Raw genomic sequence first — 16,763 nt, forward strand, 5'->3', positions numbered from 1 at the left:
CGGGGACGGAGCCCCGGTTCGGGACAGGACAGGACCGGGGACAGGAACGCCGCAGGCGCTGCCCGCGCCGGCCCGCCTCACGGCGCACCCGGCGGCACGAACGGCAGTCCCGCCGGCGCCCCGTCCTCGATGAGCCGCAGCAACGCCCCCGTGTCGGCGTGCTCCTCGATCAGATCGCCCAGCAGGTCCAGCTGCTCCTCCCGCAGGGCCCCGAAGCTCGTGTCCGGCGCCGGTACGAAACGCCGTCCCGCCCGCACCGCGACCTCCCGCAGGAACGCCCGCCGGAAGCCGTCGCTCTCCAGCGATCCGTGCCAGTGCGTCCCCCACACCGAGCCCACCCGGCAGCCGTCCAGGAAGGGCTCGCCGCCGCCCACCTCCGCGACCCCGTGATGGATCTCGTAACCCTCGACCCGCTCGCCCAGTGCCTCACCCACCGGACGGGCGAGCGTCTTCTCACGCGCGAACCGCACCCGCACCGGGAGCAGCCCGAGCCCGTCGACCTCGCCCGCCCTCGACTCGACGTCGTCCTCGATGTGTTCAGCCAGCGCCTGGAAGCCGCCGCAGATGCCAAGCACCGGCCGCCCCTCCGCCGCCCGCCGCGCCAGCGCGTCCGCCAGACCGCGCTCGCGCAGCCACGCCAGCGCCCTGACCGTCCCGCGCGTGCCCGGGACGACCACCAGGTCGGCGTCGACGAGTTCCTCCGGGCGGTCCACGAAGCGGACCACGACGCCCGGTTCGGCCGCCAGCGCGTCGACGTCGGTGAAGTTCGACATCAGCGGCACCGCGCACACCGCGACCCGCAGCACGTCCTCGCCGACGGGCGCCGCGAGAACCGACTCGCGTACGGCACCGCGCAGGGACACCCTCAGGCCGTCCTCCTCGTCGATGCCGAGCCCGTGCGCGTACGGCAGCACACCGAACGTCGGCCGTCCCGTGAGGCCGCGCAGCATGTCGAGTCCCGGTTCGAGCAGCGACACGTCACCGCGGAACTTGTTGACCAGATAGCCCGCGACGAGTGCCTGGTCCTCGGGACCGAGCAGCGCCGTCGTGCCGAAGAACTGAGCGAACACCCCGCCCCGGTCGATGTCGCCGACCACCAGCACCGGCAGCCCGGCGGCCCGCGCGATGCCCATGTTCACGATGTCCGTACGCCGCAGATTGATCTCGGCCGGACTGCCGGCCCCCTCGCAGATCACGGCGTCATACGTGCCCCGCAGTTCGTCCAGGCACGCCATGACCGGCTCGAACAACTCCCGCTGTCTTCCCCCGTGGTAGCCGCGGGCGCTCAGTTCACCGACCGGCCTGCCCATCAGCACCACCTGGCTGGAACGGTCGCTGCCCGGCTTGAGCAGCACGGGGTTCATCAGCGCCGACGGCTCCACGCGCGCGGCCTGCGCCTGCATGGCCTGCGCCCGCCCGATCTCCGCGCCCTCGCGCGTCACGAACGAATTGAGGGACATGTTCTGCCCCTTGAACGGCGCGACCTTCACCCCCTGCCGCACCAGCCACCGGCAGATCCCGGCAGTGACGACGCTCTTGCCCGCGTCGGACGTGGTCCCCGCGACCAGCAGTCCACCGCTCATGCCCGTCTCCGTCCCATCGCTGCTCCCACGGCGAGCCGGGCGCCCGCACAGACCGCCAGGGTCACGAGCCCGACCCGGCGCGACAGTTGTACCGCCCGCCCGATGTCCCCGAACTCCACTGCCCGTCCCCGCTCGTTGAGCACGGGCCGGTGCTCGACGCGCCCGCCGTACGAGAGGGTCCCGCCGAGTCGTACGCCGAGCGCGCCCGCGAAGGACGCCTCGACGGGGCCCGCGTTGGGGCTGGGGTGCCTGCCCGCGTCGGCCCGCCAGGCGCGCACCGCGCCGCGCGGGTCCGGTCCGCAGACGGCCGCCAGCGCGGCGGTCAGCCGCGCACCGGGCCATCCCGCGACGTCGTCCAGCCTCGCCGAGGCCCAGCCGTAGCGTCGGTGGCGGGGCGACTTGTGGCCGACCATCGCGTCCAGGGTGTTCACCGCGCGAAAGCCCACCAGCCCCGGCACGCCCGCGACCGCGCCCCACACGAGGGCGCCGACGACCGCGTCGGAGGTGTTCTCGGCGACGGACTCCACGACGGCGCGCGCGATCTGCCGCTCGTCCAGGGACTGCGGATCGCGCCCGCACAGATGCGGCAGGCGCTTCCGTGCCGCGTCGACGTCCCCGGCGGCCAGCGCCTCGCCGATGGCCGTGGCCTCGCGACCGAGCGTCGTGCCTCCGACGACGGCCCAGGTGGCGGCGGCGGTCAGCGCGACCGAGGCGAGGGGGGAGCGGCGAGCGGCACGGGCGGCCAGGGCCGCCGCGGCGACGGCGCCGCCCGCGCACACCGCTGTGTGCAGGGCGCCCCGGCCGCGGTCGTCACGCCACAGGACACGCTCGACGGCGCCTGCCGCCCGCCCGAACACGGCGACCGGATGTCCCCGGCGGGGATCGCCCAGGAGTCGGTCGCCGGCGAGGCCGGCCGCGGCGCCGTACACGAAGATTCGGTCGGCACGCATCGGATCAGTGATCCGGGACGTGGTGTCCGAAGGACAGGGCTGTACCGCGGCCAGGCATGGCAGGAGTCCTCACTCAGGGTCCGCGCCCTGGTTCGACGTGACGGCGGCGAGAGTTCCTGGCTCCCCGGGTGGCTCTTGCTCCCGGGTGACAGTGGCGGGACCGCGCCGGATTCGCACCGGACTTCCTCTTCTGCCGCCGTTGATGGCCCCGGCAGTCCACCACGCCCGCGAACGCCCGTCAACTCGCCCTTGACCTGCGGTGCGACAGTGTGCCGAGCCCCACACCGACGGACATGCGAAGGGCCGGGTCCGGCACACCCGTGGGTGTCCCGGCCCGGCCCTTCACGAGGTTCGAAACGTCAGACGACGATCAGATAGATCCCGTACGACACGGCTGCCGCACAGAGCGCGAAGCAGGCGTAGGCGCCGGTGCGGGCCGCGATGCCGGAACCTCCGGCGCGTGCGGCCGCTTCCTGCTTGGTCAGGCCCACGACGCCCAGGGTGAAGAGGCCCACCAGGGCGACGGTGGCGACGAGGCTCACGCCGAACACGGAGCCGAGAGCTACCCAGTCGATTTTCATGCTGCTGCTTCCTTACACCGTGGCCGGACGGGCCGGCTCGGGCTCGGCCGGGGCCGGGACAGTGGTCTTGATGTCGCCGGCGGGCGGCGGGGTCACGGCCGCGATGGCGGTCGTGACGACACCCGCGGGCTCCCCGGCCGGGGCATCGGCGTCATTGACGTTGGTGTGGTCGATGACCTGACGGCGCGAGATGAACCAGATCGCGACGCACGAGGCGACGAGGAAGACGGCGACGGCCGCGACACCCCAGTCACCCTGCTTGGTGACGAACTCGGAGCCCGCCGCGACGAGACCGGCGGCCGGCAGGGTCAGACCCCAGGCCACGAACATCCGGGTGGCGGTGGACCAGCGGACCACACCGCCCTTGCGACCGAGTCCCGCGCCCATGACGGCGCCGGAGCAGGAGTGCGTGGTCGACAGGGAGAAGCCGAGGTTCGAGGAGGCGAGGATCACGCTGGCCGCGCTGGTCTGGGCGGCGAAGCCCTGCTGCGGCTGGAGGTCGGTGAGGCCCTTGCCCATGGTGCGGATGATCCGCCAGCCGCCGAGGTAGGTGCCGAGCGCGATCGCGACACCGGCCGAGACGATGACCCACATCGGAGGGTTGGATCCGGGGGCGAGCACATTGCCGGCCACCAGGGCCAGCGTGATGATGCCCATGGTCTTCTGGGCGTCGTTGGTGCCGTGTGCCAGGGAGACGAGGCCCGCGGAGGCGATCTGCCCGGCGCGGTAACCCTTCGCGGTGGCCTTCTCGTCGGCGTTCTTGCCGATCTTGTACGTCAGCCGGGCCGCCAGCATGGCGGCGAGGCCCGCCACGACCGGCGCGGCGACGGCCGGGATCAGAACCTTGGTGACGACGACGCCGCCGTTGACCCCGCCGAAGCCGACCGAGGCGACCGTGGCGCCGATCAGACCGCCCATGAGGGCGTGCGAGGAGCTGGACGGCAGGCCCACCAGCCAGGTGAGGAGGTTCCACAGGATGGCGCCGACGAGCGCCGCGAAGATGACTTCAGGGGTGATGCCTGATTCGTCGACCAGTCCACTGGAGATCGTCTTGGCGACCTCCACGGAGAGGAACGCGCCGACGAGGTTCAGAACGGCGGACATGGCCACCGCGGTCTTGGGCTTCAGGGCGCCGGTCGAGATGGTCGTCGCCATCGCGTTGGCGGTGTCGTGGAAACCGTTCGTGAAATCGAACACGAGAGCTGTCACGATCACGATCGCGAGCAGCAGTGTGATGTGTTCCATTTACCCAGGCAATCGTTTGACGTCATTGACGCGAGGACCGTAGGCAACCTGGATGAACGGAAGGTGAACTGGGTCGGGCGCTGTGGTGACTCCAAGTGGAGTCGGCGGATTCCGCTTGTCCGGTTCGAGCCCTCCGCGGCGCTCCCCGCAGCCACTCGAACACCCTCCGTATCGCTGTGGCCCCGGCCCTCGCCTGACAGGATCGCGGGCATGACTGCGGACATGACCGGCGAGACGACCGGCGACATCGCACAGGCATGGCGGGAACTCGTGGGCACCGCACGCAGGACGGCCGCGGAGGGGCTCGTCGTCGGGACCTCCGGCAACGTCTCGGTCCGGGTGGGCGAACTCGTCCTCGTCACGCCGAGCGGAGTGCCGTACGACCGGCTCACGGCGCGGGACACCGTGGCCGTCGACCTCGACGGCAGGCAGGTCGTCGGCGACCTCCGGCCCACCAGCGAACTGCCGCTGCACCTCGTCCTCCACCGGGAGACCGGTGCGCGCGCAGTCGTCCACACCCACGCGGTGCACGCCACGGCCGTCTCCACCCTCGTCACCGAGCTCCCGCCGATCCACTACATGACCGCCGCACTCGGCGGTCCGGTCCGCGTCGCCCCCTACGCGCTGTACGGGACGGACGAACTGGCCCGGAACATGCTCCACGCCCTGCGTGACCGCACGGCGTGCCTGCTCCAGAACCACGGGACCGTCGCCCACGGGGACACCCTCGCCCAGGCGTACGACCGCACAGCACAACTCGAGTGGATGTGCCGCGTCTGGCTGACGGCGTCCTCCGTCCCCGGCCGCACGCCCAGCCTCCTCTCGGAGCCGCAGCTCGCTGAGGCCGCGACCAGCCTCACCACCTACGGCCAACCCGGCACCTGACCCACGTGGTGGCCTCTTCACCCCGGGGTCGTGGGAGGTGCCCCTCGACCGGAACACCATCCGCCCCCGAGGTCGCCCCCGGGTGCCGTACGGGGGGCGTTTCGCCCGCCCCCCGTGCCGCCCTGGCGGGCGATGCACCGCGCTTCGCGCGGTGGCCTCCATCTCCCCCTACGACCCGGTGGCCGTGGGTGCCTCCCACGCCGCGTAGGCAGTGCCCCGCCGCTCGGGCTGATTTCGCTCCGCGAAGTGCGCTCGAGCGGCGGGGGCAACTCCAGCCTCGTCGGCGTTTGAGGCGCGGGGGTCCGGGGGCGGCGCCCCCGAAACACCGCGCGGAGCGCGGTGAACGAGTGCGGGCGGAGTGCGGTTGCGGGACGGAGGTACCTCCCCAGCTGGGCAACTCCAGCCTCGTCGGCGTTCGAGGCGCGGGGGTCCGGGGGCGGCGCCCCCGAAACACCGCGCGGAGCGCGGTGAACGGGTCCGGGCGGAGCCCGGTGGCGGGATGGGGGCACCTCCATGGCCGCCAGGCCATAGGGGCAGGGCGGGCGGGAACACGCCCCGCGCAACGGCCCACCCCCCACTCCCGGAGCCCCCGCGGAGCGACCCACGCGGGCCCCGCCCACTGGCCCCCGCCCCCGACCGCCCCGACACTGGGACACGTGCGCCCGGCTACAGCGACGGCAGCGGCCGTCACCACACTGATCGGCGTCGGCGCGGCTGCGGTCGCGGCCGGCCGCTACGCGAGCCACGCCGCCCTGAGGGGGGCCCGCAGGCCACTGCCGGGCGACCCCCGGCTCACCGTCCACGGCACCGCCCCCGGCAGAGTCGTCCTGACCCGGAGCCTCGCCTCGCTGCGCCCCGGTACGTACGGGCTCGAGGGGCCCGGAGTCCATGCCGTGGTCGGACCCGTGCTCGACGGCGAGGACCACGACGCGGACACGGTCGTACGCCGCCTCGTGCGCGTCACGGAGGGCGGCCTGGAGCCCGGCACCAGGGTGCGGCTCACCCCGCAGGTGCACAGGGGCGACCCGGCCGCGGCACTCGGCATCGCGCACTCCGACGTCCTGATCCCCGGCGAACTGGGCGCGCTCCCCGCCTGGTTCGTGCCCGGCGCCCGCACCACCTGGGTCATCGCCGTGCACGGCCTCGGCACCACCCGGGAGCACACCCTCAACGTGATGGACTTCCTGCGCGGCCAGCAGTTCCCCGTCCTGTCCCTCGCCTACCGGGGCGATTCCGGCGCCCCCCGCCCGCCGGACGGGCTCGGTCACCTCGGGGACTCGGAGTGGCGCGACCTCGACGCGGCCGTCCGCCACGCGGTGCGGCACGGAGCCGAGCGCGTCATCGTCCACGGCTGGTCGATCGGCGCCTCGATGGCCCTGCACGCGGCCGCGCGTTCCGGACTGCGCGACCGGATCAGCGGCGTCGTGATGGACTCGCCGGTGCTCGAGTGGGAGACGACCGTGCGCGCCCTGGCCGCCGCCCGCGGAACTCCGGCGCCGCTGCTGCCTCTCGCGGTCCGGGCGGCACAGGGCCGCACGGGGCCGCACGGCGATCGCTTCGCGGAAGCCGTCGACCCGCTGTCGCTGGGCGTGCCGACGCTGATCTTCCACGGTCCGGACGACTCCGTGGCCCCCTGGCACCGATCACGTCAACTCGCCGCCGGCCGCCCCGATCTGGTGACCCTCCACACCGTCCCGCGGGCCCCGCACGCCGCCATGTGGAACGCCGACCCGAAGGCGTACGAGGAAGTCCTCCGCCGCTTCCTCACCCCCCTCATGTGAGGGAGGCGGGACGGCCGCCGGGCCCGGCACGCAGCGTTCCGTTTGGGCTTTCGGGCTGTCAGCGGGAAGACTGCACCCCGTGACGTCCCGAAAGCCTGATGAGCAATTGGCGCGCAACTCCAGACTCCGTCTTGTCCGCCCGCGGTCCCTGGCCGCCGCGCGACGGGCCGTGACGACCCGCCGCACACGTCCGGCGCCCCGGCCGCCGGAGGGCACACCCGCCCCCGCCGAGCTCGCGCGCCAGGCGCGGGCTCTCCTCGCCGACGCCGTACGGATCGCCCGCTGGGCGGCCGTGGAGCGCGGCCCCGGCGCGGCCACCTCGATCGCAGAGGCGCGGGAGCGGGCCGCTGCCGCACTGGACCTGAGCGGGGACCAGGTGCGGGCCGGCTGGGACCACGCCCGCCTCGCCGGTCTCATCGAGATGCACGGTGAGACGGCCCGCCCGGGCTGGCGGCTGCGCGCCTGGGACCGGGACGACATGGCCGTGCTGCGAGGCTGGGTCGCACTCTTCGACGCCTGGTCACTGGCCCACCCCGAGCCCGGCGACATCGCGCCCGCCGCGGTCGCCGAGGTGGTCGAGGCCGTGCCCCAGGTGCTCTCCCTCCTCCAGCTGTCGGCCGGGCCCGTGGTCCTGCCCGTCCTGCTCGACCTCCTCGAGCAGCGGGTCACCGAACTGCGCGAGGAACGCTGCGAGGTCCCCTACGAGCCCCAGCCGGAACCGCAGACGGGGGCCGGTACGGAGGCGCCCGTCGCCGTGCTCCTCGACTGGGCGCTCGAAGGTCTCTCCGCCGTGGGCGCCCTGACCCTGGAGCGCGGCCAGGCCACGCTCACCCCGCTCGGCAACTGGGCGGTCTGGGTCAAGCTCGAGCAGATCTGCGTCGCCGCCCAGAGCCCGGCAGGCAACATCGAGCAGTCCGCGGAGGACATGCTCCGTGGCTGTGCCCGCCTCACCCCGGGCCCGGCCCGTGCCGAGTACCGCGCGTGGCTCGCGGCGCGCACCGTGTCCAGCGCCGTCGGGGAGCTCCTCGCCGTCGCCAGGGGCGAGGACGCCCTGCTGCGCGGCCTCGCCTTCGAGGCGCTGCGCGTGGTCGGCGCGCCCGCGGAGGCCGAGGTCCGCTCGGCCGCCGCCGAACCGTCCCTGCGTCCCTACGCCTTGCTGTGGCTCGCCGAGTACGACGGCGCCGACCCGGACGACGCGGCCGATGTCCTCACCCGCGAAGAGGCGACCTGGCTGTGGGTGGACACCGCGGCGGCCGTGGCCGACCACGGGGAGCCCCAGCTGCTGCTTCGCCATCTCGACTCCGCGGTGCAGGGCACGGTTCCCGCCCTGCTGGACGAGGTCAGGGCCGGCGGCCATCCCCGTACGGTCCAGGTGCTGGTCGCTCTCGCCGCCGCCCACCCGGACCCGGCGCTCGCCAAGGCTGTGCGCCGGGCGGCGTTCCAGGTGCACACCGGCGGGGTCTGACCCGGCGCGACGCACGTGGGGAGCGGCGAGGTCTACGAGGTCTCCGCCGCCCCCGGCGTGTACGTACCGAAGCTCCAGATGTTGCCCTCGAGGTCGCGGGCCATGTAGTCCCGTGACCCGTAGTCCTGATCGGTCGGCGGCATCACGATCTCGGCGCCGTGTTCCACCGCTCTGCCGTGGTGCGCGTCGACGTCGTCGACATGGATGAACACCCCTGCCGGCCCGGCGCCTTCCATCAGCTTGTCGAACTCGCCCCCGGTGCCCTTGCTGCCGAGCATCACCATGCCGTTGCCGTACGTCAGCTCGGCATGCAGCACCCGGCCGTCCTCGTTCTCATACACGGCGTGTTCGAAGAAGCCGAAGGCGTCGGTCAGCTGCCTGATCGCGGCCTTGGCGTCCGCGTACACCAGCGTCGGACAGATGCTCGGTGAATGAGTCATCGTGATCACTCCTCAACTTGCTCGACGACACGGATGTGATCTGCGTCTCAGTCTGGCACCCGCCACTGACAACGCGTCCCCGCCGCACCCGCCCACGGCCACGTCGTCGTCGAACCGGCCGGTCCCGGGCCCCTGTCCGCCGCGGAAAAACACTTGCACCGTCCCGTTAGACTGGGCCGTATGGCAATTCTCCTTGTGCATTAGACGGCGTAGAAGCGTCTGCCGCCCGTCCCTTCCGCCGTCCATACCGCCCTGGAGTCTTCCCCTTGATCACCGCATCCGGTATCGAGCTGCGCGCCGGCGCGCGCGTCCTCATCGAATCCGCGTCCTTCCGCATCGCCAAGGGCGACCGCATCGGCCTCGTCGGCCGCAACGGAGCGGGCAAGACCACGCTCACCAAGTGCCTCGCGGGTGAGGGAATCCCCGCCGGCGGCATCATCACCCGCTCCGGCGAGGTCGGTTATCTCCCGCAGGACCCGCGCACCGGCGACCTCGACGTCCTCGCCCGCGACCGCATCCTCTCCGCCCGCGGACTCGACTCCCTGATCCGCAAGATGCGGCAGAACGAGGAGCGGATCGCCAGCGGCCAGGGCGGCACCCGCGAGAAGGCGCTGCGCCAGTACGAGCGCCAGGAGACAGAGTTCCTCACCAAGGGCGGCTACGCGGCCGAGGCGGAGGCGGCCACGATCGCCGCCGCGCTCGGTCTGCCCGACCGGGTGCTCGGCCAGCCGCTCCACACGCTCTCCGGCGGTCAGCGCCGTCGCGTCGAGCTCGCCCGCATCCTCTTCTCCGACGCCGACACCCTGCTCCTCGACGAGCCCACCAACCACCTCGACGCCGACTCGATCGTCTGGCTGCGCGACTACCTGAAGACCTACCGCGGCGGCTTCATCGTGATCTCCCACGACGTCGACCTCGTGGAGACCGTGGTCAACAAGGTCTTCTACCTCGACGCGAACCGCTCGCAGATCGACGTCTACAACATGGGCTGGAAGCTGTACCAGCAGCAGCGCGAGGCGGACGAGAAGCGCCGCAAGCGCGAACGGCAGAACGCGGAGAAGAAGGCGGCCGCCCTCAACTCGCAGGCCGACAAGATGCGAGCCAAGGCCACCAAGACCGTCGCCGCGCAGAACATGGCGCGCCGCGCCGAGCGCCTGCTGGCCGGCCTCGAGGACGCCCGGGTCGCCGACAAGGTCGCCAAGCTCCGCTTCCCCGACCCCGCGCCGTGCGGCAGGACGCCGCTCACCGCGGAGAGTCTGTCCAAGTCGTACGGGTCCCTCGAGATCTTCACCGACGTGGACCTGGCGATCGACAAGGGCTCCCGCGTCGTCATCCTCGGCCTCAACGGCGCCGGCAAGACCACGCTGCTGAGGCTTCTGGCGGGCGTGGAGAAGCCGGACACCGGCACGGTCGTCCCGGGCCACGGTCTCAAGCTCGGCTACTACGCGCAGGAGCACGAGACCCTGGACCCCGACCGCACGGTCCTGGAGAACATGCGCTCCTCCGCGCCGGACCTCGACCTCGTCGAGGTCCGCAAGACGCTGGGCTCGTTTCTCTTCTCCGGCGACGACGTCGACAAGCCGGCCGGGGTGCTCTCCGGCGGTGAGAAGACCCGTCTCGCGCTGGCCACACTCGTGGTCTCGTCCGCCAACGTCCTGCTCCTCGACGAGCCCACCAACAACCTGGACCCGGCCAGCCGCGAGGAGATCCTCGGCGCGCTGCGCACCTACAAGGGTGCCGTCATCCTCGTCACGCACGACGAGGGTGCGGTCGAGGCGCTCGAGCCCGAGCGGATCATCCTGCTGCCGGACGGCGTCGAGGACCTGTGGGGCGCGGACTACGCGGACCTGGTCGCGCTGGCCTGACAGGGGCCGGGACGGGTCCGGCGCCGGGCGCCGGACCCGTCGATCCGCCTCTCCACGATCTTTGTATGGATCTTCGTATGGATCATTCGGCCTACGAGTGATCCATCATCTGTGTGAGAGCGTCTCGTATCGCGGCGTGGCGACTGGTGGACCGCCGTCGCCGGACCGCTGTCGCACCCTCTTGGGCGAGGGCGGCCCTGACCTGGCGTTTCCTGCCTCGGGTCCGCGAGGTGCGCTCCGAAGAGTGACCGGAATTCTGTATTCCGCTCGTGGTGGCCGTATATCGCATCCCAAAGCGCTCCGTACTGACCTTGTCGAATGGGTGGCCAGGACGCGCGGGAGGGGTGATCATGAGAAGTCCAGAGCGCACTTCCCATGAGGAGGCACGGGTGGCCGAGACTCTGAAGAAGGGCAGCCGGGTTACCGGCGCCGCGCGCGACAAGCTCGCGGCAGACCTGAAGAAGAAGTACGACTCCGGTGCGAGCATCCGGGCACTGGCCGAGGAGACCGGCCGGTCCTACGGATTCGTTCATCGGATGCTCAGTGAATCCGGAGTCGCTCTGCGAGGACGCGGCGGAGCGACACGGGGCAAGAAGGCCGCCTCGGCCTGACGGTCCCGTCGACGAGGCTGCTTCTCCGGCTGATCGGATCCCACGGTGGCCTCCCGGTCGGTCCCACGGCCGACCGGGCGGTTACTGTGCAGTAGCTTACCTTCGTACATCGAAGGGCCGGCAACACTGCACCGAACCGGAGGCGCCTCATGACTTCGCTCGATCCCGTACTCGACAAGGACGGCGTACGGCTCACCGTCGAAGACACGGTTGCCACGGTGACTTTGACGAACCCGGACAAGCGCAACGCCCAGAACTTCGCGCTGTGGCGGGCGTTGGCGCAGGCCGGGCGGTCGCTGCCGGGCAATGTGCGGGTCGTGGTGCTGCGCGGTGAGGGCAAGTCCTTCTCCGCCGGCCTCGACCGGCAGGCATTCACGCTGGAGGGTTTCGACGGCGAGCCGTCCTTCATCGACCTGGCACGCGGGACGGACGCGGAGATCGACGCGTCCATCGCCGAGTTCCAGGAGGCGTTCACCTGGTGGCGCCGCAATGACATCATCACGATCGCGGCCGTCCAGGGCCATGCGATCGGCGCCGGCTTCCAACTCGCCCTCGCCTGCGACCTGCGGGTCGTCGCGCAGGACGTGCAGTTCGCCATGCGCGAGACGGCGCTCGGGCTCGTCCCCGACCTCACAGGCACCCATCCGCTGGTGTCGCTCGTCGGATATGCCCGCGCCCTCGAGATCTGCGCGACCGGCCGCTTCGTGCACGCGGAGGAGGCCGAGCGCACCGGCCTGGCCAACCTCGTCGTGCCCGGCGAGGAACTGGACGCCGCGGTACGCGACCTGGCCGCGGCGCTGCTCGCCGCGCCCCGGGACGCCGTCATCGAGACCAAGGCACTGCTGCGGGGAGCGGCGGACCGCTCGTACGACGAGCAGCGCGCGGCGGAGCGCGCGGCGCAGGGGCGGCGCCTGCGGGATCTGGCGGGCCTGACGGACTGAGGCACGCCGTCCGTCCCCCTGCGGCTCGGCGCGGTGGGGGGCGTTCCCATGGGAACAGGTCCTGCGCAGCCGTCAGATGACAGCGGTGACCAGGACCGTCACCGCGCGGCCGTCGTGCAACGCCGCGGCCACCGCGACCCGCACCGCCCTCGCCACATCCAGCGGCCGGTACTCCTGTGCCGTCGCCACTTCGACGCGGACATGGTCCGGAGCGTGATGCACCGCCGCGCCCAGCGTCGCCGTCAGGTGAGCCACGCCCTCGGTCGCCGCCGCGGCCGCGCCCGCCGGGTCCGAAGCAGACACGGGCTCCGGCGCGTCCGGTGCACCGCTCGGCTCCGGCTCCCTGTCCAGCAGCCGGTCGATGCGCAGATCGACGGCAGTCACCGCGAGTCCCAACCGCTCCACCGCCGCCTCGAACAGTGCGGCCCGCAGCGCCGCCGCGAGCGCCGGCAGCGGCTCACCGAGCCCCCAGGCCGACACGACGGCCTCGATCCGCAAGGGCCCCGGGGGCAGGGCGGCAGGCGGTGCCGGCAGCGTCGGGTCCTCCGCCGGGTCCGCCGGGTCCGCCGGGCCGAGCCTGACATCGTCCAGGACGGCGCCCGGTACCACGGCTGCCGCATCGCGCAGCACCGTGACGGCCGCCGCCTCGGACAGCCAGGCTCCGTCCGCAGGGCCCCCCAGGGCGAGCAGCCTGCCGAGTCCCGTCGCCCCGCGCACCCGCCGCCGCGCGGCATCGGGAGTGGTCATTCCTCCAGCCTGCCGCATCCCCGGCGCGGATGCGGGCAAGCGCACCTAATGTGGGCAACGGGGTCACCATCCGCCCGGAAAGGACCATGGCCATGACCGAAACACCTGGGCGCAGTCTGCCCACGACGTCCGGAAGCGAGCTGTCGGGTTCCAGTGACGCGACCCGGAGGGCCGCAGGCGGCAAACGCCTGCCGGAGCCGGGCGCCAGGGGTCGTACGACGATCGCCGACGGTGTGGTGGAGAAGATCGCGGGACTGGCCGCCAGGGACGTTCTCGGCGTACACGCCATGGGCGGCGGACTGTCCCGCACCTTCGGCGCGGTGCGTGACCGAGTCGGGTCCGGCAGCGGCAGGTCCAACGCCACGCGCGGGGTGAAGGCCGAGGTCGGAGAGGTGCAGACGGCACTCGATCTCGAGATCGTCGTGGACTACGGCGTCTCCATCTCCGATGTCGCCAGGGCGGTACGGGAGAACGTGGTGTCCGCCGTCGAGCGGATGACCGGTCTCGAGGTCGTCGAGGTGAACATCGCCGTCAGCGACGTGAAGCTGCCGGACGAGGAAGAGGACGAGCCGGAGCCGCGACTCCAGTAGAGGAGCCCAACATGAGCATGGCGGTGGTGGGACTGATCGTGGGAATGGCGCTCGGATTCGCCGGCTACTTCGGCGGTTTCGGCGCGTTCCTCCTGGTGGCGGCCCTGGGAGCGGTCGGCTTCGTGGTCGGCCGGTTCCTCGAGGGCGACTTCGAGGTCGGCGATTTCATCCGGGGTCGCGAGCGTGGCGACGGGCGGCGGTGACGCGCCGTGTCCGTGGAGCCTGTGGGGGTGGCGGGTACGTCCGGCGGCCTGCCCGCGGACCGGCCGGCTCCGGCCGGACGAGGGGCGACCACCATCGCCGACCGCGTCGTCGCGAAGATCGCCGCGCAGGCGGCTCGTGAGGCACTCCACGGTGTACCGGAGGGCGGCGCGCCGCCCCACGCCATGGTCGTCGTCCACCACGAGACGGCCCGGGTGCGGATCAGCATGGAGCTGGAGTACCCGTCGGACATCGGGGCTCAATGCGGTGCCGTGCGTCGCCAAGTCGTCGAGCGGGTAAAAGCGTTGGCGGGGATGGAGGTCCCCGAGGTGTCGGTGCACGTCGAGCGGCTGCACTCCGCCCACTCGCGCGGAGCGGCGCAGGGGAGGATCCGATGACCGGACCCGAAGAGCCCGCAGACCCGGAAGAGGCCACAGGCCCCGCCCACCCCGCACACCGCGAACGTTCCGCCCCGCCGGTCCTCGAACTGGACCAGTCCGCATCCGCGTCCGCCTACGACCCGGTGGTGGAGCAGGGCGGCGACGGCGGAAGGGCCCGCCGCTTCTGGTCCGCGCGCCGAGTACCCGCCGCGCTGCTCGCGCTCCTCGTCGTCGCCGGGGCCGGACTGCTGCTCTACGACATCGCCGCGGTACGGGCCGACCGGCCGGCGATGCGCTGGCGGCGCGCCGCGGCCGACCACCTCGCCGAGTGGCGGCTGGACGAGATCGTGATTCTGGCCGCGGCAGGCGTCGCGGTGCTCCTCGGCCTCCTCCTCGTCGTCCTCGCGGTGACGCCGGGACTGCGGTCGCTCCTGACGATGCGGCACGACCGGCCCCACGTACGGGCCGGCCTCCACAGGGAGGCCGCGGCCCTCGTGCTGCGGGACCGTGCCATGGAGGTCTCCGGCGTGCAGACCGTACAGGTGCGGATGGGGCGCTCCAGGGCGTCGGTGCGGGCGCGGGCCCACTTCCGTGACCTCGACGACGTACGAGCCGACCTCGACGCGGCCCTCGGCATCGGCCTGAGGGAACTGGGGCTCGCCAGGCCCCCGACCCTCGCGGTTCATGTCGGCCGGCCGCCCGCGAAGAGGAGATGAGCAGCGATGCAGCAGGGGATGCTTCGAGCGGTCAACCGTCTGCTTCTCGGCCTTGCCGGGCTGGTGCTGGTGTGCGCCGGCGGCGCGGTGCTCGCGGCAGGCGCGGGACTCTCCGTACCGTCGTGGTGGCCGTACGACGGTCGCCACGACGTGCTGCTGAGCGACGCGGACCGGGCACGCTGGCGCGACGAGGGCTGGTGGTGGCCCGTCGTCATCGGAGCGCTCGCGCTGCTGCTGGTCCTCGGCCTGTGGTGGTTCCTCGCCCAACTGCGGCGCTCACGGCTGGCGGAGGTTCTGGTCGAGAGCGGCGACGGCGAAGGCGCGCTGCTGAGGGGGCGGGCGCTGGAGGGCGTGCTCAGGGACGAGGCGGCATCGATGGAGGGCGTCTCCCGCGCGGCCGTCACCCTGACGGGCCGCCGGAACGAGCCGCGCGCGCGGGTGGCGCTGCAACTGGAACCGGACGCGGCCCCGGGCGGGACACTGACCCGCCTGGTGGACGAGGCGGTTGCGCACGCGAGGGACTCGGCGGGTCTGGACGCCCTGCCGGCGGACGTCAGACTGGGGGTGGCGGGCCACCGGGCACGGCGGGTGTCGTGACGGCCGCCGCCGTGGGCTCGGCGGGGCGTGTTCCGCTACCCGCCCCCCTATGGCCTGGCGGCCATGGAGGTACCCCCATCCCCACAACCGGGTGCTGCCCGGGCCCGGCACCGCGCTGCGCGCGGTGTTTCGGAGGCTCTGCCCCTACGCCTGGCGGCGTGGGAGGGACCCTCACCCGGATTGCCACGGCTCAGACGCCGGCGAGGCTGGATGTGCCTCCGTCGGCGGGCTGGTTGCCGCGCAGCGGCATTTCAGCCCCGGTGGGGGCGTATCCCCTCCCACGGCCGCCAGGCCGTAGGAGGAGTTCGAGGCCGCCGCCCGTAAGGGCGGGACAGCGGTCCGCAGGCGCAACGGGGCCCGGGGCCTGCGCCGGTTCGGGAAGGGGCGGGGTGGGGAAACGGCCCCGCGCAGCCCACGGCGTGCGCGTCAGAAACCGTGCCGCGCGCCTCCGTCGACCGGCAGCATGACGCCCGTCAGATAGGACGCCGCCGGCGACACCAGGAACGCCGCCGTGCGCCCGAACTCGTCCGGCGTGCCGTAGCGCCGCAGCGGGATGCGCGACTCGTTCGCCGTGCGTGCCGCCTCCGCGTCGCCGGACAGGGCGTCGAGTTCGCGGACGCGGTCCGTGTCGATACGGGACGGCAGCAGACCGACCACCCGGATGCCGCGCGGACCGAGTTCGTCGGAGAGGGACTTCGCGAAGCCGGCGAGACCGGGGCGGAGGCCGTTCGAGATCGTCAGGCCGGGGATCGGCTCGTACACGGAACCGGACAGGACGAAGCCGATGACACCGCCGTCCCCGAGCTCCGCCGCTGCCGTACGGGCGAGGCGGACCGCGCCGAGGAAGACCGACTCGAAGGCGGCGGCCCACTGTTCGTCGGTGTTGTCCGCGACGAAGCCCGGTGCCGGGCCGCCCACGCTGATGAGGATGCCGTCGAAGCGCCCGAAGTGCGCCCGGGCAGCGGCGACGAGCCGCTCCGCCCCGGCCGGGTCGGCGTTGTCGCACGCCACGCCCACCGCGCCCGCACCGAGTTCGGCCGCCGCGTCCGTGACGGTCTTCTCGTCCCGTCCGGTGATGACGACTTTCGCGCCGTCCGCCACGAGCGCCCGCGCCGATGCGTTGCCGAGGCCGCGAGAGGCGCCCGTGACGACGTAGACACGATCCTTCAGTCCAAGATCCATGGC

The 16,763-nt window shown here is 72.7% G+C and carries 18 protein-coding genes and 1 riboswitch; of the genes, 11 read left to right on the plus strand and 7 right to left on the minus strand.

The genetic code is table 11. The features are described from left to right. Positions 1-77: 77 nt before the first annotated feature. The 4 genes from ACFYV1_RS11460 to ACFYV1_RS11475 form a co-directional block, all read right to left on the minus strand. Complete coding sequence (locus ACFYV1_RS11460) at positions 78-1,583, minus strand: cobyric acid synthase (RefSeq protein ID WP_389395204.1); 1,506 nt, start codon at positions 1,581-1,583, stop codon at positions 78-80. Next, the gene (locus tag ACFYV1_RS11465) at positions 1,580-2,533 is read right to left on the minus strand and encodes a cobalamin biosynthesis protein (protein ID WP_389395205.1); all 954 of its coding nucleotides are present in this window, start codon (positions 2,531-2,533) and stop codon (positions 1,580-1,582) included. Before ACFYV1_RS11465 ends, ACFYV1_RS11460 begins: the two co-directional genes overlap by 4 nt. A gap of 90 nt (positions 2,534-2,623) precedes the next feature. Then, positions 2,624-2,761, minus strand: a riboswitch (cobalamin riboswitch). 131 nt (positions 2,762-2,892) lie between these two features. Continuing rightward, positions 2,893-3,114 (minus strand): hypothetical protein, encoded by a 222-nt coding sequence (locus ACFYV1_RS11470; protein WP_389395206.1) that lies wholly within the window; start codon positions 3,112-3,114, stop codon positions 2,893-2,895. A 12-nt stretch (positions 3,115-3,126) separates the two neighbouring features. Further along, complete coding sequence (locus ACFYV1_RS11475) at positions 3,127-4,359, minus strand: anion permease (RefSeq protein WP_389395207.1); 1,233 nt, start codon at positions 4,357-4,359, stop codon at positions 3,127-3,129. 210 nt (positions 4,360-4,569) lie between these two features. Here ACFYV1_RS11475 and ACFYV1_RS11480 point away from each other — a divergent pair, with 210 nt between their 5' ends. The 3 genes from ACFYV1_RS11480 to ACFYV1_RS11490 all read left to right on the plus strand — a co-directional run bounded on the left by ACFYV1_RS11480 (position 4,570) and on the right by ACFYV1_RS11490 (position 8,490). Further along, a complete protein-coding gene (locus tag ACFYV1_RS11480) occupies positions 4,570-5,244 on the plus strand; it encodes a class II aldolase/adducin family protein (protein ID WP_389395208.1) in 675 nt (224 codons plus the stop codon). A 656-nt stretch (positions 5,245-5,900) separates the two neighbouring features. Then, the gene (locus ACFYV1_RS11485; protein ID WP_389395209.1) at positions 5,901-7,025 is read left to right on the plus strand and encodes an alpha/beta hydrolase; all 1,125 of its coding nucleotides are present in this window, start codon (positions 5,901-5,903) and stop codon (positions 7,023-7,025) included. A 79-nt stretch (positions 7,026-7,104) separates the two neighbouring features. Beyond that, positions 7,105-8,490 (plus strand): hypothetical protein, encoded by a 1,386-nt coding sequence (locus ACFYV1_RS11490; RefSeq protein WP_389395210.1) that lies wholly within the window; start codon positions 7,105-7,107, stop codon positions 8,488-8,490. 32 nt (positions 8,491-8,522) lie between these two features. Here the strand turns inward: ACFYV1_RS11490 and ACFYV1_RS11495 are convergent, their stop codons facing one another. Further along, a complete protein-coding gene (locus ACFYV1_RS11495; RefSeq protein WP_389395211.1) occupies positions 8,523-8,930 on the minus strand; it encodes a VOC family protein in 408 nt (135 codons plus the stop codon). Positions 8,931-9,196: 266 nt separating this feature from the next. Between ACFYV1_RS11495 and ACFYV1_RS11500 the strand changes: the two genes are divergently transcribed. The 3 genes from ACFYV1_RS11500 (at position 9,197) to ACFYV1_RS11510 (ending at position 12,347) form a co-directional block, all read left to right on the plus strand. Then, positions 9,197-10,795: an ABC-F family ATP-binding cassette domain-containing protein gene (locus ACFYV1_RS11500; RefSeq protein WP_389395212.1), complete on the plus strand. Its 1,599-nt coding sequence runs from the start codon at positions 9,197-9,199 to the stop codon at positions 10,793-10,795. Between the two features lie 389 nt (positions 10,796-11,184). Then, positions 11,185-11,406, plus strand: a complete 222-nt coding sequence (locus tag ACFYV1_RS11505) for a helix-turn-helix domain-containing protein (RefSeq protein ID WP_215181385.1) — start codon at positions 11,185-11,187, stop codon at positions 11,404-11,406. 149 nt (positions 11,407-11,555) lie between these two features. Beyond that, complete coding sequence (locus ACFYV1_RS11510) at positions 11,556-12,347, plus strand: enoyl-CoA hydratase/isomerase family protein (RefSeq protein WP_389395213.1); 792 nt, start codon at positions 11,556-11,558, stop codon at positions 12,345-12,347. Between the two features lie 72 nt (positions 12,348-12,419). On the opposite strand, the gene ACFYV1_RS11515 is transcribed toward ACFYV1_RS11510, so the two are convergent. Then, a complete protein-coding gene (locus ACFYV1_RS11515) occupies positions 12,420-13,094 on the minus strand; it encodes a hypothetical protein (protein WP_389395214.1) in 675 nt (224 codons plus the stop codon). 92 nt (positions 13,095-13,186) lie between these two features. On the opposite strand from ACFYV1_RS11515, the gene ACFYV1_RS11520 reads away from it, so the two are divergent. From ACFYV1_RS11520 to amaP, 5 genes are read left to right on the plus strand one after another with little or no spacing between them, the layout of a single operon-like run. Then, positions 13,187-13,684, plus strand: coding sequence for an Asp23/Gls24 family envelope stress response protein (locus ACFYV1_RS11520; protein ID WP_389395215.1), 498 nt, complete (start codon positions 13,187-13,189; stop codon positions 13,682-13,684). A gap of 11 nt (positions 13,685-13,695) precedes the next feature. Continuing rightward, positions 13,696-13,887 (plus strand): hypothetical protein, encoded by a 192-nt coding sequence (locus ACFYV1_RS11525; RefSeq protein ID WP_389395216.1) that lies wholly within the window; start codon positions 13,696-13,698, stop codon positions 13,885-13,887. 12 nt (positions 13,888-13,899) lie between these two features. After that, a complete protein-coding gene (locus tag ACFYV1_RS11530) occupies positions 13,900-14,283 on the plus strand; it encodes an Asp23/Gls24 family envelope stress response protein (protein ID WP_389395294.1) in 384 nt (127 codons plus the stop codon). Further along, positions 14,280-14,981 (plus strand): DUF6286 domain-containing protein, encoded by a 702-nt coding sequence (locus tag ACFYV1_RS11535; RefSeq protein WP_389395217.1) that lies wholly within the window; start codon positions 14,280-14,282, stop codon positions 14,979-14,981. Before ACFYV1_RS11530 ends, ACFYV1_RS11535 begins: the two co-directional genes overlap by 4 nt. An 18-nt stretch (positions 14,982-14,999) precedes the next feature. Next, entirely contained in the window at positions 15,000-15,578 is a 579-nt protein-coding gene (gene amaP, locus ACFYV1_RS11540) for an alkaline shock response membrane anchor protein AmaP (RefSeq protein ID WP_389395295.1), read from the plus strand. Positions 15,579-16,004: 426 nt separating this feature from the next. On the opposite strand, the gene ACFYV1_RS11545 is transcribed toward amaP, so the two are convergent. Beyond that, complete coding sequence (locus ACFYV1_RS11545; RefSeq protein ID WP_389395218.1) at positions 16,005-16,760, minus strand: SDR family oxidoreductase; 756 nt, start codon at positions 16,758-16,760, stop codon at positions 16,005-16,007. Positions 16,761-16,763: the final 3 nt, after the last annotated feature.

Source organism: Streptomyces sp. NPDC003023 (assembly GCF_042888225.1).
Classification (GTDB): domain Bacteria; phylum Actinomycetota; class Actinomycetes; order Streptomycetales; family Streptomycetaceae; genus Streptomyces.

Bases quoted from the DNA above. Each gene is read 5' to 3' on its own strand.
- ACFYV1_RS11480 (WP_389395208.1), top strand. From the start codon at position 4,570: ATGACTGCGGACATGACCGGCGAGACGACCGGCGACATCGCACAGGCA.
- ACFYV1_RS11495 (WP_389395211.1), bottom strand. From the start codon at position 8,930: ATGACTCATTCACCGAGCATCTGTCCGACGCTGGTGTACGCGGACGCC.
- ACFYV1_RS11460 (WP_389395204.1), bottom strand. From the start codon at position 1,583: ATGAGCGGTGGACTGCTGGTCGCGGGGACCACGTCCGACGCGGGCAAG.
- ACFYV1_RS11515 (WP_389395214.1), bottom strand. From the start codon at position 13,094: ATGACCACTCCCGATGCCGCGCGGCGGCGGGTGCGCGGGGCGACGGGA.
- ACFYV1_RS11535 (WP_389395217.1), top strand. From the start codon at position 14,280: ATGACCGGACCCGAAGAGCCCGCAGACCCGGAAGAGGCCACAGGCCCC.
- ACFYV1_RS11470 (WP_389395206.1), bottom strand. From the start codon at position 3,114: ATGAAAATCGACTGGGTAGCTCTCGGCTCCGTGTTCGGCGTGAGCCTC.
- amaP (WP_389395295.1), top strand. From the start codon at position 15,000: ATGCTTCGAGCGGTCAACCGTCTGCTTCTCGGCCTTGCCGGGCTGGTG.
- ACFYV1_RS11475 (WP_389395207.1), bottom strand. From the start codon at position 4,359: ATGGAACACATCACACTGCTGCTCGCGATCGTGATCGTGACAGCTCTC.
- ACFYV1_RS11525 (WP_389395216.1), top strand. From the start codon at position 13,696: ATGAGCATGGCGGTGGTGGGACTGATCGTGGGAATGGCGCTCGGATTC.
- ACFYV1_RS11465 (WP_389395205.1), bottom strand. From the start codon at position 2,533: ATGCGTGCCGACCGAATCTTCGTGTACGGCGCCGCGGCCGGCCTCGCC.
- ACFYV1_RS11545 (WP_389395218.1), bottom strand. From the start codon at position 16,760: ATGGATCTTGGACTGAAGGATCGTGTCTACGTCGTCACGGGCGCCTCT.
- ACFYV1_RS11520 (WP_389395215.1), top strand. From the start codon at position 13,187: ATGACCGAAACACCTGGGCGCAGTCTGCCCACGACGTCCGGAAGCGAG.
- ACFYV1_RS11510 (WP_389395213.1), top strand. From the start codon at position 11,556: ATGACTTCGCTCGATCCCGTACTCGACAAGGACGGCGTACGGCTCACC.